20 protein-coding genes are annotated in these 19,451 nt (G+C 60.2%); 14 read left to right on the forward strand and 6 right to left on the reverse strand.

Features of this window, described 5'->3' with window-relative positions; translation table 11 throughout:
- The first annotated feature begins 11 nt into the window (after positions 1–11).
- The 4 genes from INF32_RS01835 to INF32_RS01850 all read left to right on the forward strand — a co-directional run bounded on the left by INF32_RS01835 (position 12) and on the right by INF32_RS01850 (position 5,842).
- The gene (locus tag INF32_RS01835; protein WP_226386712.1) at positions 12–1,010 is read left to right on the forward strand and encodes a fimbrillin family protein; all 999 of its coding nucleotides are present in this window, start codon (positions 12–14) and stop codon (positions 1,008–1,010) included.
- 109 nt (positions 1,011–1,119) lie between these two features.
- A complete protein-coding gene (locus INF32_RS01840; protein WP_226386713.1) occupies positions 1,120–2,106 on the forward strand; it encodes a fimbrillin family protein in 987 nt (328 codons plus the stop codon).
- Between the two features lie 23 nt (positions 2,107–2,129).
- Complete coding sequence (locus INF32_RS01845) at positions 2,130–3,296, forward strand: fimbrillin family protein (RefSeq protein WP_226386714.1); 1,167 nt, start codon at positions 2,130–2,132, stop codon at positions 3,294–3,296.
- A gap of 14 nt (positions 3,297–3,310) precedes the next feature.
- The gene (locus INF32_RS01850) at positions 3,311–5,842 is read left to right on the forward strand and encodes a DUF4906 domain-containing protein (RefSeq protein ID WP_226386715.1); all 2,532 of its coding nucleotides are present in this window, start codon (positions 3,311–3,313) and stop codon (positions 5,840–5,842) included.
- 81 nt (positions 5,843–5,923) lie between these two features.
- Here the strand turns inward: INF32_RS01850 and INF32_RS01855 are convergent, their stop codons facing one another.
- From INF32_RS01855 to INF32_RS01870, 4 genes are all read right to left on the reverse strand, one after another.
- Positions 5,924–6,814 carry a bile acid:sodium symporter family protein gene (locus INF32_RS01855; RefSeq protein ID WP_226386716.1) on the reverse strand — a complete coding sequence of 297 codons (891 nt, stop codon included), beginning with the start codon at positions 6,812–6,814 and terminating at the stop codon, positions 5,924–5,926.
- A 193-nt stretch (positions 6,815–7,007) separates the two neighbouring features.
- Complete coding sequence (thiE, locus tag INF32_RS01860; RefSeq protein WP_226386717.1) at positions 7,008–7,637, reverse strand: thiamine phosphate synthase; 630 nt, start codon at positions 7,635–7,637, stop codon at positions 7,008–7,010.
- A 12-nt stretch (positions 7,638–7,649) separates the two neighbouring features.
- Positions 7,650–8,456 (reverse strand): hydroxyethylthiazole kinase, encoded by an 807-nt coding sequence (gene thiM / locus INF32_RS01865; protein WP_226386718.1) that lies wholly within the window; start codon positions 8,454–8,456, stop codon positions 7,650–7,652.
- A gap of 21 nt (positions 8,457–8,477) precedes the next feature.
- On the reverse strand, positions 8,478–9,149 hold the full coding sequence (locus INF32_RS01870; protein ID WP_226386719.1) for a Crp/Fnr family transcriptional regulator: 672 nt from the start codon (positions 9,147–9,149) through the stop codon (positions 8,478–8,480).
- A gap of 118 nt (positions 9,150–9,267) precedes the next feature.
- Here INF32_RS01870 and INF32_RS01875 point away from each other — a divergent pair, with 118 nt between their 5' ends.
- The 3 genes from INF32_RS01875 (at position 9,268) to INF32_RS01885 (ending at position 14,037) form a co-directional block, all read left to right on the forward strand.
- Positions 9,268–10,875: a glycoside hydrolase family 28 protein gene (locus INF32_RS01875; protein ID WP_226386720.1), complete on the forward strand. Its 1,608-nt coding sequence runs from the start codon at positions 9,268–9,270 to the stop codon at positions 10,873–10,875.
- Positions 10,876–10,901: 26 nt separating this feature from the next.
- Positions 10,902–12,458 (forward strand): glycoside hydrolase family 28 protein, encoded by a 1,557-nt coding sequence (locus INF32_RS01880; protein WP_226386721.1) that lies wholly within the window; start codon positions 10,902–10,904, stop codon positions 12,456–12,458.
- A 127-nt stretch (positions 12,459–12,585) separates the two neighbouring features.
- The gene (locus INF32_RS01885; protein ID WP_226386722.1) at positions 12,586–14,037 is read left to right on the forward strand and encodes a glutamate decarboxylase; all 1,452 of its coding nucleotides are present in this window, start codon (positions 12,586–12,588) and stop codon (positions 14,035–14,037) included.
- A 70-nt stretch (positions 14,038–14,107) separates the two neighbouring features.
- Here the strand turns inward: INF32_RS01885 and INF32_RS01890 are convergent, their stop codons facing one another.
- Both INF32_RS01890 and INF32_RS01895 read right to left on the reverse strand, forming a co-directional pair.
- On the reverse strand, positions 14,108–14,404 hold the full coding sequence (locus INF32_RS01890; protein WP_226386723.1) for a helix-turn-helix domain-containing protein: 297 nt from the start codon (positions 14,402–14,404) through the stop codon (positions 14,108–14,110).
- A 15-nt stretch (positions 14,405–14,419) separates the two neighbouring features.
- Positions 14,420–14,746 (reverse strand): hypothetical protein, encoded by a 327-nt coding sequence (locus INF32_RS01895; RefSeq protein ID WP_226386724.1) that lies wholly within the window; start codon positions 14,744–14,746, stop codon positions 14,420–14,422.
- A 251-nt stretch (positions 14,747–14,997) separates the two neighbouring features.
- On the opposite strand from INF32_RS01895, the gene INF32_RS01900 reads away from it, so the two are divergent.
- Genes INF32_RS01900 through INF32_RS01930 form a run of 7 tightly spaced genes read left to right on the forward strand, consistent with a single transcriptional unit; the run spans position 14,998 to position 19,433 of the window.
- Positions 14,998–15,348, forward strand: a complete 351-nt coding sequence (locus INF32_RS01900; protein ID WP_226386725.1) for a hypothetical protein — start codon at positions 14,998–15,000, stop codon at positions 15,346–15,348.
- Positions 15,345–17,342, forward strand: coding sequence for a LamG domain-containing protein (locus INF32_RS01905; RefSeq protein ID WP_226386726.1), 1,998 nt, complete (start codon positions 15,345–15,347; stop codon positions 17,340–17,342). The genes INF32_RS01900 and INF32_RS01905 overlap by 4 nt, the downstream gene beginning before the upstream one ends.
- Positions 17,343–17,355: 13 nt before the next feature.
- Entirely contained in the window at positions 17,356–17,601 is a 246-nt protein-coding gene (locus tag INF32_RS01910) for a hypothetical protein (protein ID WP_226386727.1), read from the forward strand.
- Entirely contained in the window at positions 17,585–17,845 is a 261-nt protein-coding gene (locus tag INF32_RS01915; RefSeq protein WP_226386728.1) for a hypothetical protein, read from the forward strand. The genes INF32_RS01910 and INF32_RS01915 overlap by 17 nt, the downstream gene beginning before the upstream one ends.
- Positions 17,846–17,849: 4 nt before the next feature.
- Positions 17,850–18,452: a hypothetical protein gene (locus tag INF32_RS01920; protein ID WP_226386729.1), complete on the forward strand. Its 603-nt coding sequence runs from the start codon at positions 17,850–17,852 to the stop codon at positions 18,450–18,452.
- A gap of 10 nt (positions 18,453–18,462) precedes the next feature.
- The gene (locus tag INF32_RS01925; RefSeq protein ID WP_226386730.1) at positions 18,463–18,864 is read left to right on the forward strand and encodes a D-Ala-D-Ala carboxypeptidase family metallohydrolase; all 402 of its coding nucleotides are present in this window, start codon (positions 18,463–18,465) and stop codon (positions 18,862–18,864) included.
- On the forward strand, positions 18,861–19,433 hold the full coding sequence (locus INF32_RS01930; RefSeq protein ID WP_226386731.1) for a DUF6808 domain-containing protein: 573 nt from the start codon (positions 18,861–18,863) through the stop codon (positions 19,431–19,433). The genes INF32_RS01925 and INF32_RS01930 overlap by 4 nt, the downstream gene beginning before the upstream one ends.
- The last annotated feature ends 18 nt before the right edge of the window (positions 19,434–19,451 follow it).

Raw genomic sequence — 19,451 nt, forward strand, 5'->3', positions numbered from 1 at the left:
CCAATAGAACGATGAAGAGAAATGTATTTGTGTATGCCATGGCCGTTGCGGCGCTGGCAGGTTGCAGCAAGACCGAGACGGTAGACCAGTCGCCGGTCGGGGCCATCCGTTTCGACGGTGCCCATATCAGTTATCCGACGGAATCCCGTTCGGTCACCGAGCTTGACCAGAGCATAACTGAGTTCCAGGTCTTCGGACAGTACACGAAGGAGAGTGAGCCTGTTAAGGTATTCGACAACGAGACCGTCACCAAAGGGGGAGGGGGCGGCTGGACCTATACGGGAGGACTCCGGCCCTGGATCGAGGGGGCCCAGTACGTGTTCGCCGCCTACGCCCCGGCCGATGCGCTGACCTCGCCGCAGGTGAACGAGGCCGGCTACCTCACGCTGACCGATTACAGCGTGGCCGGCAATCAGAAAGACCTGATCTATGCCGCCAAGATAGCTATCGGCCAGGCCGCGGGCAGCAATACCGCGGTTCAGTTCTCGTTCAAGCACCTGCTCTCGATCGTCGGGGTCACGTTCAAGAGCGGATTCGGCGAGGACACCGAACTGACTGTTTCGGAAGTGAAGGTGAACAAGGTTCCCTCGAAGGCGACCTTCACCGCTTCGGGCGAAACCGGCTCGGACCAGTTGGGCGGCACCTGGGGTGCGGCATCCGATCCGCAGTCGTTCGGCCTGACCATTGCCGGTATTACGGAGCCCGAGGGCACGTCCGCCGATAATATCGTCGTCATTCCGCAGACCATTCCGACCGGTGGCAATGCCGTCGAGATCGCTTTCAAGGTGACGGTGACCACCGCTGCCGGAGAAGAGCTCGTTTCCGGAAAGGAATTCACTTCGGAGATTCCCGTGGGAACGATTACCACATGGGACCCCGGGTTCAAATATAATTACGTGGCCACGATCACGCCCGAAAGCGTGGAGTTGGATTATATCGAATTCTCCGATCCGGTGGTCGATACGTGGAAACCGGCAGAGGACGGCGATCAGGATCTGCCGCTTCAGTAGGCACCTCCTTCCTGGCGAAAAAGATGTGTCCGGCCGTGAGCCGGGCACGGGCCGGAAGGGGTTGAATGTCCCCTTTCGGTCGCAAGCGAATCAATAAGAACGACGACGAATGAAAGGAATTATACGGCATATCGGTCCGTGCGCCGCGGCGCTGCTTCTGCTGGCGGGATGTTCCGAGACCACCGTGGAGCGTGGGCCCGGCGGCGAGGATGCGATCGGTTTCACAACGGATGTGACGCGGGCGGCCAAGGAGGATTTCGCGGCGGGCGACGCCTTCGCCGTGTGGGGCTGGTATGCTCCCGACGACGCTTTCAGCCGGGTGTTCGACGCCACGAAGGTCTCGACGCCCGACGGCACCTCCTGGAGCTACGAGGGCATGCGTTTCTGGAAAGCCGGCAAGACCTATGCGTTCTATGCCCTGCATCCCGCCGCGGACGCCCTGCCGGGAACTGCCTCGTGCAGCGCCGACGGAATCCTTTCCGTCGCGGGGTTCGATGCCTCGCGCGGCGTCGATCTGATGGCGGCCTGTGCCACGGGGATGGACGGCGGCCGTCCGGCACCGGTGCCCTTCACGTTCACCCACCTGCTCACCCGGATACAGATCGTCGGGAAGCGCAGCGAGTCCACGGCCGGAATCGTGGGATTCACACCCCGTATCCATGCCGTACGGCTCTACGGGATGCCGGGGAAAGGCGACTTTTCCCTCTCCGCGGCCGACCTGGCGGACCGGGAGGCGCTCCGGGCCGCATGGACGGCCGCGCCCGGTATCACGACTTCCGATGCCCCCCTGGCCGCCTTCATCTCCGACGGGGGCGAGGAGGCGACGGCCGAAGGGACGCTCCTGCTCGACGCCTTACCCTATCCGCAGCGTATCACGCAGGATTGTTACGTCGAGGTGGTGTATTCGACCGACGGTACGGGCACCGACCGGCAGACCCGGACCGTCCGACTGACTTCGCTTCCCGTGACGGTCTGGGAGGCCGGACGGCAGTACCGCTACACCTTCAGCGTGTCGGACAATGACCGTATCCTGTTCGACACCCCCACGGTGAACGCATGGGACGAGGCTGTGGGAGGCATCATCATCGTGGACTGATTCCGGAAAAACAGCGATAAATCATGAATGCGAAACGATTGATATGGTGGGTGGTCTCGCTGGCGGGAGTCGCGGCCTGCGAACGGGAATATCCTGCAGACCCGGCTGCCGGGACGTCGGACCGTATCCTTTTCGGGACTCCGGTACTCTCCGTGGAGACCCGCAGCACCTTCAAGAATGCCCTCGACCCGGGCGACGAGTTCGGCGTACTCGGCTACTGCGTTCCCTACACCGTGGGAACGACCGCACCCGATTACAATGCCGGGAGCAGTCCGTGGGTGCTGAAAAAGGCCCAGTGTCCGCCCGAGGTGTTCTACGACCAGCGGGTCGTCGTCGGGGCGAACGGCTGCCGCTACGACCGCAACGGCGGTACGGACAACGACCCGAAATATTGGTACCGGGACGGTTACGACACGAACAACAGCGCGAACGGCGCCATCGTCGGAACGGACCGTTACCGTTACTCCTTTTTTGCCTGGTACCCTTACGAAGGGGCCTTCACGATCGACCGGCCGAACGGCTCCGCCGAGGCGGGGGCTCCCGTCTTCACCTTCACCATGCCCCAGACGGGATCGTCCCTTTCCGATCCGCTCGAACACGGCAACACGCCCGACGCCATGGTCGCCGTGCTCTACAACCGCACGAAGGAGGACGGAAACCTGCGTTTCAACTTCAGCCACGTGCTCACAGGGATCGGTTTCCAGGTGAACAACCTCAGCGAGTACGACCTCACGGTGCACTCGGTCTCTCTGAGCGGCAGCTTCTACAAGGACGTGACGATCGACCTGACGGGCGATAACTCGCAGTTCTCGTTCTCTTCCGCCCGCTACACGGGAAGCTACGCCCTGCTTTCGGAGGACCTCTCCCTGCCGGCTCCCGCCGAGGGGACGACGGCCACCTCTTCCGGGCTGATCGGCGGAGAACACCTGCTGCTGATCTCCGGTACGGGCACCAGCTTCGGGGAAAACGTCACGGTGAATATCAAATATACGTTCAACGGACAGCCGGGCGACCAGCGAATGGCCCGTCCCGGGACGTTTACCCCGCGGCCGGGCGTGAAGTACACGGCCCAGCTCAATTTCGTGGGCGAGACGTTCGTGCTCCAGTTCGTGGTGGACAACGGCGAACAGTGGGAGGACGGCGGGGCGGACGACGGCCGGGAGGACAACGACGACATCGTATTCGAATAGGAAGACCTGATGATATGACACGAACGAAGATTTTTCGGACGACGGCTGTGCTGTTCCTGCTGCTGGCGGGGTTCTCCGCCTGCCGGCAGGACGATCTGCCGGGGCCGTCCGCTCCGGGCGGCGGCACGGCGACCACCCTCGCTTTTGTCAGCGACCCGATGGCCCTGCACCGGGTGACGACCCGTTCCTCCGACATGAAGGACGAGGAGGAGAAACGCATCAACCGGCTTTATATCTTCTTTTTCGATGCCGGGGGCGAATACCTGGACGGAGACTATCTCACCGGCTATCCCAACGCTCCCGACAACGGGGGATACTATGCTGCGGGAGAGGGCGTGAGCCTGCTGAAGATAGACAGCAAACTCTTCGACGATCCGGATCTGGCCCGGAGCGCTACCGTCTATGCCGTGGCGAATGTTGATCCCGGTCTCTTCGGGAGCGATGACAACGGGGACGGCCGGCCCGACACCATCCGGAACCGGACCGATCTGGAGAACTTCGTCTATAGCCTCGATCCCGGGCGGGTCTCCCTCGGCCTGCCCGCCGAAGGTATGCCGATGGTGGGACACAAGGTGCTGGACCTGACCGGGGGAGCGCCCGAAGACGAACGGCGTGTCGAACTCCAGGCTCTGATGGCGCGGATCGACGTCAGCATCCGGCTCGAAAGCGACGTGCAGGAGAACAATCTGCCCGCTTTTTACCTTATGGACTGGACGGCCAGGAACCTTCCGACCCGGGCGGCCTTTACGGCTCCGGACGGGGACGGCCGGACCGGATGGACGGAGAGATGGACCAAGGAGATCAATACCCCGCTCCAGCGTACCATCTACAACAAGAACGGACAGATCGACTTTTCTTTCTACATGTTCGAGAACGTGCAGAATGCCGAATGGAAAATCGACGAGGGAGAAAATTGGGTCGACCCGAACGTGAATCCGGAAGAGCTTTCCGACGAGGAACGGGCGAAGGCTCTCTATCCGGACAGCATTTCCGACAGTCAGAAGCAACGTTACAAGCCCTATCTGGCCCATGCGGACGCGGCGGCCGTGGAGCTTCACGGATTCTACACCACCTACAACGACGCCACCTACGAAGTTACCTACACGCTCTACTTGGGAGCCAACCACACCGACGATTTCCGGGTGAAGCGCAACCACCAGTACAAGAACGATATCACGATCAAGGGACTGACCTCCCAGAGTTCGGCCGCCGGCGAATACACGCTCGATGCACGCGTGAACGTCGAGGAGAACGACAACGAGTATTATATTGCCATGCTGCGCGAACGCAACCACGACGCCCATTTCTGCGTCACGCCCATGGACGTCTATCTCTTCGCGCCGGCCGGGCGGCACCCTACGATGGAGGTGATCCTGGGAGAGGTGATAGAGGGCCGTGAGGTGCCGCTTCCGGGAACCGTACCCGACTGGATCCGGATGGAGCGGATCACGACGGCGGATATGGCGGCCGGCACCGTGACAGATTCGGGATTCACGCCCTACGGACAGGGCGGCACCCACCTGGCGGCCGGTTCGCCGTGGACCGCAGGCAACGGCAAGCGGGCCTTCTTCACGAAAGGCCTGCTGAAATCCGGCGGGGCCCTCTCCAACGGTACGCAGGTCACGGTCGAGGGTTCGCGCGACCGGGTCTACTTCTATCTCGACGAGAATCTGGACAAGAATCCGGACGGCTCGCTGAAACAGGAGAACCGTACGGCGACTGTCACCCTGATTTACAAGGAGAACGGCCGGGAGGTAAAGCGCCGCACCCTGCGGCTCGAACAGACCTATCTGCTGCCGGTGACGATGCGGGACGGCGGAACGCTCTATATGGAACAGTTCGAAGAGTATCTGGACCACTACGATCCGCTGGACGGATACGCTTCCGAACAGATTTACACCGGACTGCCCTGGGCCGACAAGAATTCCGGTCTCGATAATTTCACGATAGAACAGTTATATGAAACATGGGTTTTAACGGCTCTTACCTCGACTCCGTATGATCCACCCGGACAGGTTTTCAACGACGGGTATCCCTATACGGGTTTCATCATCTATCGGGCGGATCAGGGTATCATGACTTTGAACGGCAAACCCCGTTCAGCATTCGAATATTGCTACAACCGGAACAAACGCAATGCGGACGGCACCATTACGACGGCATATGTGCCCCGCAGAACCGGCGGGTTGGTGGGTGACAGGGTTTATGAAGAGGAAAGTAACGAAAGCAAATGGTTCCTTCCGGGTATCCGCCAGATGGAAGATGCGCTGACCCAGTATTACACGACGTACGGAGAGTTCCAGACATCCTATTACTGGAGCGCTTCGGCGGGAGAGGCGGCTGGCCGCGGGAATGGACAGAATGCCCAGCGGGCGCGTGCAACCAAAGTCGATCTGACCCACCCCACCGGGTATGCACAAAGCGGCGGCGGAGCAGAAGGGGGCTGGACTCAATATGCATACGAATACGGCAACGGAGGATACGCATTGCGCACCGAATCTCTGCGTATCCGCGCTTTCCGGGTGGACCTGGAGCCTGTGGACTGATCCCTTTCCCGTATCGCAAACTCTGCGCCCGCGGCCGTCTCCGGCTTTGCGGGCGCGGTGTCGTTCAGGCTTGCCCGTTTCCTACTTCTTGTCCCCCCTGCGCCATATCTGGTACGAGTTGACGATGTTCTGCCACACCACGTAGGATGCCGGGCCGATCGAGGCGATCGGGTCGAGGTAGATGCCGGCCATCCAGATCGCCAGGATCGTGTTCTTCTGTCCGAGCCCCTGGGCTCCGGCCACGGCGCTGCCGAAACGGCGTCCCAGGCGGCGGCCCGTGTAGAATTGCAGGGCGCAGACGATCAGGGCGATTCCTACGGTCAGCGCTTCGGTGAAATAGTGGCTGCGCTCCTGTCGCACGAGGAACGAGACGGTGCGTCCCATGACGATCGTCAGCGCCACCGACCAGAGATAGAAGGAGACCGACTGCCGGTTCCGGAGAATACGGTGGGCGCGGGGCCAGAACCGTTCCAGCGCGAAGGCGCCCGCCAGCGGCAGGATCAGCAGGGGGACTATCTGCCGGGCGATGATTCCGAACGATTGCCAGAAGGGAAGCGACACGTTTTCGCCGATCACCGAGAAGACGAACGGGGAAAACACCGCCACGGCGATGTTGCTCAGCAGGGTGTAGGTGGCCAGCGTGCCGACGCTGCCGCCCAGCATGCCCGTCACCACGGCGGCCGAGGTGGCCGTGGGTGCCAGCACGCAGATGAATACTCCCTGCGACACGGAAGGTCCCAGCGGCAGGAGTGCCGCATAGACGGCCGCTGCCCCCGCGATTTGCAGCACGAGCATCCACAGGTGGAGGGGGAGAATCCGGATTTCACGCCACGACACCCGGCAGTAGGTGATCAGCAGCATCGTGAAGATCAGATAGGGGGTCAGGGGCGAAAGCCTTTCGAAAAATTCGTATCCGGCGCCTCCCACGATCATGGCCACGGGGAGCATCCATTTCTTGAAACGATCCGTCACTCTCTTTTCCGTTTTTTTGAAATGTACAAAGGAACGCACTATTTTCGAAACTTCAAAACGATGCCGCCGCCGGTCCTCCTTTCCGGTTTTTCTCTGTTCCGTTTCCGGCACTCTTTTTTTTCTCAGGGGAAAAATGCCCTTCCCTTCTGGAACTGGAGGCTCCGGATTCTCTCCGCGGAGAGTGCTGGCCGGCTTATGCTTCCCGTTCGGCTTCGTCCGCGATGCGTTTGTAGAGGCGGGCGGCCTCGCAGGGGTCGGCGGCCGAGCAGATGCCCGAAACGACGGCCAGCGAGGAAGCTCCCGCCCGGACGATGTCGGCGGCGTTTCCGGGTTTGATTCCCCCGATGGCCACCAGCCTGTGACGGGAGTGGAGCCGTATCCAACGCAGGCCCTCCAGCCCCCATTCGATACGGGTGTCCGTCTTGGTGGGGGTGGCGAACACGGGGCTGGCGGCGATATAGTCCACATCCAGCCCCTCCGCATCGAGCACCTGCTGCGGGCTTTCGACCGACAGGCCCACGATCTTTCCCGGGGGGAGCAGACGCCGCACGAGAGCGGGAGGCATGTCGCTCTGTCCCACGTGCACGCCGTCGGCGTCGGCTGCCAGCGCCACGTCCACGCGGTCGTTGATGATGAGCGGAACACCCAGCGGGGCCAGCAGCCGCTTCAGGGCGGCGGCCCGTTCGACGAACAGCCGGGTGGAGGACTCCTTTTCCCGGAGCTGCACCATGCCTACGCCTCCGCGTACGGCTTCGGCGACCGTGGTGGCCAGGTCCTTGCCCGACAGCAGCCCTTCGTCCGTTACCAGATAGATTTCGGCCATTGTCCGGCAGGTTTATTTGCCGCGCACGCGCACCGTCTCGGTAAACTGCCGTTCGGTGAGGGTGTGCATGACGTCGTAAAGGTTCAGCTGGAGCGAGCCGGGACCGATCGACTCGCGGGCCGCGATCTCGCCGCAGACGCCCATGTAGGCCGCTGCGCTGATGGCCGCCATGAAGCGGTTGGGCTCGACGGCCGCGAAGGCGCCCAGAATGGCCGATGCCGTGCAGCCCAGTCCCGTCACGCGGCACATGAGCTGGTCGCCGTTGTCCACGTAGGCCACGTGTACTCCGTCCGTGATGATATCCGTTTCGCCGCTCACGCTGACCACGCATCCGCGCTCTTTGGCCAGGCTCTTGGCCTGTTTCTCGCAGCCGGCCGAGGCGACCGCGCTGTCCACCCCCTTCGAGGCGACGCTCGTTCCCGCCAGCGTCATGATCTCGCCCGCGTTGCCCCGGATGAAGGTGGGTGACGCCACGCCGAGCAGTTCGTCCACCGTGCGGTTGCGGTAGGGGGTGGCTCCGGCACCCACGGGGTCGAGCACCGAGGGCTTGCCCAGCCCGTCGGCCTTTTTCAGCGCCAACTTCATGCTCTCCACGGAGTCGTGGTTCAGTGTGCCGATGTTGATGACTGTGGCGGCGCACAGGGCCACCATGTCCTCTACCTCTTCCGGGGCGTTGGCCATGATGGGCGAGGCTCCCGCTGCCAGCAGGGCGTTGGCCGTGTTGTTCATGACCACGTAGTTGGTGATGTTGAGCACCAGGGGGGAGTGCTCCCTCACCTGCTGTATGTCATTCCATATCTTCTGTTTCAGTTCGCTCATGGCTTTATTCTGTTTATGGATTCAGTTTTTCGCGTATTGTTTCAGTTTTTCGGGGAAGAGCACCGTGATCCGCTTGCCCTGCACGTAGATCGACCCTTCGGCGGCCATCTCCCCGATGGCCCGGGCCAGCGCCGGACGCGTCACGCCGAACATGTCGGCCATCTCCCGCTGGGTGAGCGCATTGTTCAGCTCGCAGCCCTCCTGTTCCTCCATCAGGTTGAGCAGGTAGTTGGCGAACTTGCCCTTCATGGTCTTGTAGGTGCGGTAGACCACCCGCTCCGACAGGAACGTGTTCGGGGCCGAGAGGATTTCCAGAAAGTTGACCAGCAGGGCCCGCTCCCGGCCCAGCAGATCCGTGAAGGCGTCGCGTCCCAGCGCCAGGATCGTCGCGGGCGTACGGGCCGTGAGGCCGGCCGGAAGACGGTCGTTCTCCGCGAAGAGACAGAGCGGGGCGATCAGGGACGGGGCGGCGATGCGTTCCACGTGCAGCGTGTTGTGGAGCGAATCGGTCGTCTCGGCGCTCACCGTGCCCTCTGTGAGGATCAGCAGCTGCGTGTGGCGCGCTCCCTGCGGGGCGATCACGTCCCCTTTGGCGTAGGTGCGCGTACGGGCGCCGGCCTCTTCCAGCAGGGGCCTGATCCGTTCCGGTTCCACGTCCCGGAACAACCGGCATGCACTCAACGGTTTGGTCATGGTTTTTGTAATAATATGTTACAAATATACGCTTTTTTCCGCCGGGGCGGAATGAATCGCGGAAAAAATATTACTTTTACGAACCCATCCCGAAGACTAACTCTAAAAACGACGCCCTATGCCGTTTCCTGCCCGTTTCCGTCTGCCTGTTTTCGTCTGTGCCTGCCTGCTGTTCGCCGGCTGCGCCTCTTCCGGTATCGACTGGCCCGAAGATCCGGGCGGAGGAGGCCCGGAAAAGGACGACGGAGCCGTGACGCTCGAATACACTCCGTTCAAAACCTATGCCTATGTCTCCGCGGACCTCTGTCCCGACCGGGACTTCGTGATCGACTATCCCGAGCGGCTCGTGTCGGCCTCCGTGTCGCCCCGCAGCCGGGGCGTGGCCTGCATGAAGGAGGGAAAGAGGGCGCGGTTCCGGATCACCCGGCCGGGCCAGTATGTGGTCTACTTGAACGGATTCCGGGTGCTGCTCTTCGTGGAGGAGCCGGAGGTGCTGCCGGAGAATGCGGTGAGTATCCTCTCGAAAGGGGTGGACGCTACGGGCTGGCGGGACGAGACGGTCCGGATACAGGCGGCCATCGACGAAGTGGCCGGCACGGGCCGTACGCTGCTTTTCCCGCCCGGGACGTACAGCGTGTCCCAACTGAGGATCTGCGACCGGGAGGGGGTGAAGATCCACCTGTGCCGGGGAGCCGTGCTGCGGGCGCGGACCTCGGAGGCCGATCCTTTCGGGGTGACCGACCTGTTCGGCGAGGCGGAGGAGTCGGTGCGCGAACCGGGCAAGAAGGCCGGCGTGGCGAGGGGCTTCATCGTGATCTTCAACTCGCGCGACGTGCATATTTCGGGATACGGGGCCATCGACGGCAACGGCTACGCCCAGCGGGTGGTGACCACCCGGCGGTGGAACAGCGATTCGCGGGGGCGTCATCGCAACCTGCTGATCGCCGATTCGGAGGACGTGACCGTGGAAGGTATCCTCTCGCTCGATCCCGGGTCGTGGAACGTGCATCCCATCCTGTGCCGCCGGGTGACGTTCCGTAACATGAAGCTGCTCAACGAACTGGATTACGCCCCCACGCGGGACGATCCGTTCCGTATCGACCACGACCGGGTGAACGCGGACGGCTTCGACCCCGACTCCTCGTCGGACGTGCTGATCGAGCGGTGTTTCGGCTACTGTGCGGACGACAACGTGGCCGTCAAGACCTCCCAGTACAACAACCGTCTGGGCGACGTGGACGGAGTGACGGTGCGCGGCTGCGTCTTTCTCACCCAGAAGTCCTCGCTCAAGGTGGGGACGGAGACGGCGGCCGCCTCCATGAGCAACATCCTGTTCGAGGACAACGACGTGATCGAGGCCGACCGGGCGATCTCCCTGTACAACTACGACGGGACGGAGATGCGTAACGTCCGCTACCTGAACAATCGCGTGGAGCGAAATTATCCCGACGTGCGGCAGGCGCTCTTTTTCATCGAGGTGAAAAAAAGGGTGGCAACGAGCCGGGTCGGCCGGGCGCAGGTAGAGATACGCGGTCTGCGGGCGGAGGAGGCGTTTCCGAACAACTCCTGCGTGGTGTACCGGGACGGGGCCGATCCCTCCGACCTGTCGGTGACCCTTGCCGGGGTGACGGTGGCGGGTGTGCCCGTGACGGATGCGGAGGGCGGACGGATTACCGTACAGTACCCTTCGGCCGCCCCCTCCGGACCCGAAGTGAAATTCGAATGACTCAACCCTAAAAAAAACGATAGCTTATGAAACATGTTTTCCGAAGCGGAACGACGGTAGCGGCGCTGTTGCTGGCGCTGCTGGTGTCGCCGCCGGTCTCCCGGGCGGAGACGCAGAAAGCGAAGCCGACGGTGCTCCGCTACACGCTTTTCAAGACCTATGCCTATGTGTCCACCGATTTCCGGCCGGGGACGGTGTGGGCCATCGACTACAAAGAGCCGCTGCGCGAAGCGGAAGTACGTCCGTACAGCCGCCGCGTGGAGTGCCGCCGGGAGGGGAACCGGGCGCTTTTCACCCTGCCCGCGCCGGGTGCCTACGTGGTCTATCTGAACGGGTTCAAGGTGTGCCTGTTCGCCGAGGAGCCGGAGGTGCTGCCGGAGAATACCGTGAACATCCTTTCGAAGGGGGTGGACGCCACAGGTAAGGAGAACGTGACCCGTGCGGTGCAGGAGGCCATCGACGAGGTGGCCGGCACGGAGAAGACGCTGCTCTTTCCGGCCGGTACCTATAAGGTCTCCCAGGTGCGGATCTACGACAAGAAAGGGGTGAAAATCCACCTGTGCCGGGGCGCGAGGTTGCGGGCCGATATCGACGATCTGGAGAGTTACTCCACGGAGGGACGTTTCGGGAAGTCGGTGCCCCATAAGTACTTTCCCGGCAGGAAGTGTGCCGCGGCGCCGGCCTTCGTGGCGATCGACCGTTCGGAGGACGTGCGTATCTCCGGGTACGGGATCATCGACGGACGGGGATTCGACGCCCGCGTACAGGCGCTCCGGCAGTACGAGAAGGCCACGAAAGGGCGGTACCGCTGCATGCTGGTCTCCCGGTCGAAGGACGTAATGCTGGAGGGGTACATGGCCATCGACCCCGGGTCGTGGAACACCCACATCCTGCTCTCGGAACGGGTGACGGCACGGAACGTGAAGCTTCTCAACGAACTGGAATTCGCTCCCGTGGCGGACAACTTTCTGAACGTGGACCACAGCAATATCAATACGGACGGTTTCGATCCGGATTCGTCGAAAGACGTGCTGATCGAGAAATGTTTCGGCTATTGCGGCGACGACAACGTGGCGATCAAGACCTCGCAGTATTGCGGTCTGCTGGGCGACGTGGAGCGGATCACCGTGCGCGGCTGTGTCTTCCTCACCCAGAAATCGTCGCTCAAGGTGGGTACGGAGACCGTGGCGGCCCGCATGACCGACATCCTGTTCGAGGACAACGATGTGCTGGAGGCCGACCGGGGCATTTCGCTCTACTGCTACGACGGGGCGGAGTGTACGAATATCCGCTGGGTGGGTAACCGTATCGAACGCCACTATCCCGATGCCAAACAGTCGCCTTTCAATATCGGGCTCAGACAGCGGATGCCCGAATGTCCGCTGGGCAGGATCGACGTCGAGATCCGCGACACGGAGGTGCTCGGCTTTTTCCCGAAGCCCTCGCGGATTTCGGGTCCGAAAGGTGGCGATCCGGAACGGGTCCGGGTGCGGTTCGAGAATCTGCGGATCGGGGGCGGACGGATCACCGATGCGGGGCAGGGAAAATTCAGCGTGGAAAATGCCTCCGTAACCTTCAAATAGGTAGCGGAGTAGGTTCGTGGTGCGGCGGCGCTCCCTTCGCAGGGGCGCCGCCGCCGTGTCATACGGGTATGGTTTTTGCGAAAAAGGACGAGGATACCGAAACTCCATTTCAAAAACCTTTATATCTATGAAAACAACGACGACTGAAAGAAAAGACACGGTGGACACCTCTGTCTACGGCTCCGACGAGATGCTGCACCAGGCTCCGGTTGACAGAATTCCTGATGGTCCCACTACGGGCGAGATCGCTTACCGCATGGTCAAGGACGAGACCTATCCGCAGACGCTGCCCCATCTGAATCTGGCCACTTTCGTGACGACCTACATGGACAAGTACGCCACCCGTCTGATGAACGAGGCCATCAACATCAACTACATCGACGAGACGGAATATCCGCGTGTGGCCGTGATGTGCGCCAAGTGTATCAACATCGTGGCCAATCTGTGGAATACGCCCGAAAAGGCCAAATGGAAAGCCGGAGCGCTGGCTATCGGCTCCTCCGAAGCCTGTATGCTGGGCGGCGTGGCTGCATGGCTCCGCTGGCGCGACCGGAGAAAGGCGCAGGGCAAACCTTACGACAAGCCCAATTTCGTGATCTCGACCGGATTCCAGGTAGTCTGGGAGAAGTTCGCCCAGCTGTGGCAGATCGAGATGCGGACGGTGCCCCTGACCCTCGAGAAGGATACGCTCGATCCGGAGGCGGCGCTGAAGATGTGCGACGAGAACACGATCTGCATCGTGCCGATCATGGGTGTGACGTGGACGGGCCTGAACGACGACGTGGAGGCGCTGGACAAGGCGCTCGACGCTTTCAACGCCCGGACCGGTTACGATATTCCGATCCATGTGGACGCCGCTTCGGGAGGTTTCATCCTGCCGTTCCTCAAACCGGAGCACAAGTGGGACTTCCGGCTGAAGTGGGTACTGTCGATCAGCACTTCGGGACACAAGTTTGGCCTAGTTTATCCCGGTCTGGGCTGGGTGGTGTGGAAGGAGAAGAAGTACCTGCCCGATTCGATGTCTTTCAGCGTCAACTACCTCGGTGCTGACATCACGCAGGTGGGGCTGAACTTCTCGCGCCCGGCCGCCCAGATCCTCGGTCAGTACTACCAGTTCATCCGGCTGGGGTTTCAGGGATATAAGGATATCCAGAGCAACGGTATGAAGATCACGAAATACCTGCATGACCAGATCGGCCGTATGGCTCCCTTCAAGAATTATAGTGACGAGGTAGTCAATCCTCTCTTTATCTGGTACATGAAACCGGAATATGCCAAGACGGCCAAGTGGACGCTTTACGATCTACAGTCCAAACTGCAGGAGAGCGGCTGGATGGTACCGGCCTATACGCTGCCCGCCAATCTCGAACAGATGGTGGTGATGCGCGTGGTGGCCCGTCAGGAGTTCAGCATGGACATGGCGGAGATGCTCCTTTCGGATATTCAGTCCGCCATCAGCGAGTTCGAAAAGCTGGAATATCCCACGCCGACCCGTCTGGCGCAGGAGCGTAATCAGGAGGTCAAGGGAAAGATTTACACCCACACCAGCCGTCCGCGTGCCAAAGCCGCGGCGAAATAGGTTTCGGCGTTTTTTCGTCTGCCGGGAAGGCCCGCACCGATTGACGGTGCGGGCTTGCTTTTTTTGTGTCTCACGGTTTGTCGCGGACGGTGAGCCGGTAAGCAGCCAGGTGTTTCCCGTCGCATCCCCGGAAACGGCGGGTGACGATCGGATACCCGGCTACCCGCAGTTCCCGGATACGGGCGCTGAGCCGGAGACAGCCGTATCGTTCGATCGCTTCCGTGGTCGTGAGTTCCTCTCCGCGGCGCAGGTGGGCGAGGACGGTCTCCCGCTGGGAGAGGGCTTTCGTCCGCAGGGCCGGTTCCTCGGTGTGGCGGGTAAACGGGTGCAGCAGTGTGCAGAAGAAACGGTTCGCATTCTTTTTCATGGTCTGTTTTGTTTTTTAGTATCCGTAACAGTCGAGTATCCAGCGGCGGAGGACGGGCCAGCGGAAGTCGTTCCGGGTCTCGACGCCGTCCCGTGCGGTGAGGAGCGTGATTCCGTCGCCCGCGATGTCGAGTAGACGCAGCAACGGGCAGCCGTCGGTGTCCGGGAGCCGCAGCCACCGCATCCGGAACGTGCCGTACAGGGTGGCGTAGAGGGAGCCCTGGTCGGCTTCGAGTCCCCGGGGCGGAAGAAGGGTACGGCAGGAACGTTCCCGGATTTCCCACCAGAGTCCGGAGGCAAGGAGTGCATACAGTTCGTCGGTTACGGTCGTGGTCGTTTTCATGGTCGGATCGGTTTTTCGTGAAGCGGCGGATGAAGGTGCCGCAGATGCGGACGTCCTGTCGCCGGGAACAAAAATAGGGGGGCGGAGCGGCGGAATCTTTATATGTTTTCGGACGGGACGGGCGGCGGAATTCGTAGAAACGGGAGGCGCGGGACGGGATTACTTTTGTGCAGGATCGGGGCGGTCCGCGGGCGTGTCCCTGCCGGGGAAGAGGTCTCGATCCGGATAATCTGAGGGTAAACGATATGGATATGACGACGGAAACGATTTGTCAGGGAGAGGATTTCTCCCTTTTGTTACAGGCTTTGTCCGACGGGGAGGAGACTCCCGAAGATGTGTCGGGTTTCGATTTCGAATTGTTGCTGTACACTTCGGCACTGGGATGCCGGGTGCTGGCTTCGACGGCGGGGCGGGGGGAGCTGCTGATCGTTCGGAAGGACAGCTCGACGATGTTCGTGAACGTCCCGGGTGAGAAAACGGCCTCCTTTACGGCCGGGCCCCTGAAACTGGAGGTGATGAAGGTGGACCGGACGACCGGTGTGCGGGAGATCGCCCGGCGGATCGTCTTGCAGGTGTCGGAATCCAAACTGGGCAGGCTATGAGATTGAAGTGTACGGTTCTGAAAGACGGAATCGAAATCTGCGGCAGTGGGCGGCAGGGACGCCGTATCTCTCTGGAAATGACCTTATCCAACCGGATCGGGTTGGACGGAGATACGCCGACTATCGGGGAGAACGGGAATTGGTGGATCGGGGGAAAAGATACGGGAGTGAAGGCGCAGGGTCCGCAGGGAGAACAGGGGCTACAAGGCGATCCGTTTACTTACGGGGATTTCACGCCGGAGCAGATCGCCGAGCTTCAAAAGCCGGCCACGGAAGCTGCCGGAAGAGCTGATGCGGCGGCAGCGTCGGCCAATGAATCCGCCGCGAAAGCGAACGGGGCAGCGGAGGCGGCGGACGAGGCCCGCGAAGGCATCCAGTCCGATCTGGCGAAAAAGGCGGACAAGGTAGTTCCGACAGCCTCGGGGAACCTTGCGGGCCTGACGGGCGAAGGGAATCTGGAGGACAGTGGGATCGCCCCGGGGAGCGTTGCCCGGCTGGACGGGGAGGGCGAGCTGCTGGCGGATCAGGTATCCCCGTTGCAGGGGCGTCAGACGGGTGTAAGAACAGCGGAAGGTTATTTCAGTTCAGCAGCTCCGGAACTGCTGTTCGAAGGTGACCGGAGTGTGGAAGTGCTTTTCCGGGCACCGGACAGCATATCGGGATTTATGACGATTTATAACTCCGTATCCAATGCGGTGACCGGGTTGCTGATCCGCTTGTCTGCGGTTACGAAGGGAATATCCGTTGTGGTGGGGAACGTGAGTTTCCCGGCCTTTCCGTTTGAGTTCGGTGCGGAATACCATGTTGTGGCTACTGTTTCCGGACAGAGTTGCAGAATGTATGTGAACGGAGTGCTGCATGGAAGCATAACGCCCTCTTCGGTTGCGGTTTCCGATGTTTTTTTGGTGGGAAGTTACAACACTTCCGAATCGGGAAACGGTTTGTTTACCGGAGTTATCCGTCACGTCCGCCTGTACAATTATGCCCTATCGGACGGGGAGGCGGAGGAGTTGTGGAACGAGGGGAGACCGGGGGGGTATGTGGTTCCGGAGGAGATGCAAGGGTTTGATCCGGATCATAATTATTCCTTCATGTCTCCCATGACGTTGGATGGTTGGAGTACCCCGGATGGGACTGATATACCTCCGGTAATCGAGGATGGTGCGATAAAATGCGCGTTCAATGCCACAGCCGTGGCATCCTATAAAAACGGCATATTTCGAAATTTGGGAGCTTTTACAAGAAACAAGAAGGTTGTTCTTACAGTAAAATTAAAGTCTTCAGTCCCTGGGAATAGGTGTACTTTCGGAATAACAGGGAATAATGGGGCCAGCATGTACGCCGCCACTCCGGTTGCACTTAGCGCAGACTGGCAGGAATTTACGGTAGAGGCAGTAAACAACTTTGCCGCAATTCTTGACAGTATCGTTTTTTATTCGAGGTTCAATACCGCTCAGGAAGGCTTTTACTACGTTAAAGACGTTGTGGTGAAGGAGGTGGGCTGTATCGCCGAGTACCTTCCCTGCGGCCTGCTTCCGGACCGGTGGCGGGGCACGTCGGGCAAGGGCCTCGACCTTATGGCAACCGGCTCTCCGGTCCTGAGCTATCAGCCACTCCCCGACCAGCGGGAAGTCGTGATCGACACGGGGGTGTTCTATACGGATATAGCCTCGGGAGTGGCGGGCAAGAGCATATCCGTTCCAGAAGGGTATGCCGTTGATACGGTAGTTGTGAAAAGTTATAACGGTCAGTCACTTACAGGCGTGAGTGTTTTGAATAACTATTCGGATAAATACTTCATTTACAATCAGGATATTTCTATGGTGGGAGGACGTGATACGTTGGTTGCTCCGGGTGTTGGACTATTTGACAGAATCCAATATGTTCAGACTTATGCTTCCTCGAAAGCGACTCCTGTAACAGTTAATGCGACGGGAAACACAACCGAAGGGGGCATGCGGGTGAAGGTACTTTGCCGATGGATAGGTTTTTAAAACAGTAAAGAACATGAGAAAGAAGATAGAGTTTCCGCCGTATGAGGAGGCGGAGGTAAAAGAGATTTACGAGGACGGGAGCATTCTTTGCGACCTGTACGGGGGAAAGACTGTCGGTGAGGTGGGGTCGGAGATATGGGCCTATATGGATACAGACATTGTCTTTCCGGCGGATTCGGAGATCATGTCGCTGACCGAAGAGGAAAAGAGAAAATTTTTCGAAGAACAAAAAATGTTGGATGATGAAACGGCTGTTTGACAGATTCCGGAGGTGGCTGACGGCCATTCCCCAGGACAAACTGTGGCACGTAATCGCCGGCCTGGTGATCGGGGCCTTCTTCGCCATCGTGCTGCCGATGGAGGCTCCGGTGGTGCCGGTGATCTTTGCCGGGGCGATCAGGGAGTTTGTGGATGACTGGAAGCACGCTAATGCAGACTGGCGTGATTTCGTGGCTACGGTCGCCGGAGGAGGGGTGATTCAGGTAATGGTGTGGGTCGGGTAATGTTATGGAATATTTACCTGCGATCATCAGCGCCCTGGGAACCATCATTGCCGCATGGTTTGCTTACAATCAGTACAGCAAGAACAAGTTGACGGACCTGAAGATCGAAAAATTCAAAAAGGAAGAGGAGATCAAGAGTATCCGCCGTGCCGACAACTCATCCATCGTGTATGGCGAGTTATGGAACGTCTTGCATGAACTGGATGCCGACCGGGTTTATGTCGTCCAGCCGCACCCGCTGGGTAACGAAAGCCTGCTGTCCATCTATTACGAGGTGAAGCGCAAAGGAGTTGAGCCGATGAAACCCCACGTGCAAAACCTTCCGATCTCGGAGGTGGCCAAGTTCAGCAGTGACCTCGTGCGGAACCTCTTTCTGTACATCACGGACATCGACGGCCAGGTGGAGGATAAATATGCGAAATCGATCCTTTCGAGCTACGGATGCCAGGCAGCCATCATCAAACGGCTCAACGACAACCGACACGACTGGATCGGGAGCATTTTCTGCGAGTTCACCCGTCCGATATCTGTATCGGAGGATAGTGCTCGGGAGATCATGCATGCGGCGGCTATGAACATCCAGTATCTGTTGCCTGAATATAAATAACTCTATATGTATGGGAAAGTATTTCAGTATAGGTGAATTGACCCGTTCATCCGTGGCCCGACGGGAGGGGATCGACAACACGCCGCCGCCGGATGCGGAGATTAGGTTGAATCAGTTGATCGACTGCCTGCTCGACATAGTCAGGGAAATGTGGGGTGGTCCGATTACAGTGACCAGCGGTTTCCGATCGCCACGTCTGAATGAAGCGGTGGGAGGGGTCCCCTCGTCCCAGCACGTAAAGGGCGAGGCGGCCGACATTACGGTCGGCAATCCGGAGGATAACCGCAAGTTGTTCGAACTGATTCGCAGGTCGGGTTTGGAATTCGATCAGCTGATTGACGAGCGGAATTATGCGTGGATACATGTTTCCTATTCGGCGGAGAACCGCTGTCAAATATTGCATCTGGGATGAAAATCGGGGGTATCTGGGTTTTGCTGCCGTGCGCCGTGCTGTTCCTGCTCGGCGTCGGGGTGGGGCGCCGCTCACAGACGTTCCGTCCGGTTCCTTTTCCGGACACCGTGCTACGGGTGGACACGGTGCGGGATACGGTGCCGGTTCCGCGGAACGTGTATGTGGCACGGGTGGATACGGTGTGGATAGCGGCGGATGCTCTCGTCCCTCTCGCTGCGGAGACGGAGGGTCCGGGCGATACGGTTCCTGCACCAACTTCCTGTCCGGCCGGACAGGGGGCTGGAGGGGAGGCCGCCGGCCGGGACAGCCTTCGCCTGTTGCTTCCCGTCGAGCGCAGGATTTACCGGACGAACGAATACCGGGCTGTGGTGGAGGGTTGGCGGCCGTCGCTGGTGGAGATGGAGGTCTACCCGCGGACGCGGACGGTCACGCGGTACATGACCCGTGAAACGGTTAGGAAAACCCGCTGGGGTATCGGTGTGCAGGTGGGTTACGGGATCGGTCCGGGGGTCGGCCTCTGTTCGCCTTATGTCGGGGTGGGGGTACAGTATGCCCTGGTTCGGTGGTGAGCCCTTTTTCGGACGGTT

Source organism: Gallalistipes aquisgranensis, assembly GCF_014982715.1.
Lineage (GTDB): Bacteria > Bacteroidota > Bacteroidia > Bacteroidales > Rikenellaceae > Gallalistipes > Gallalistipes aquisgranensis.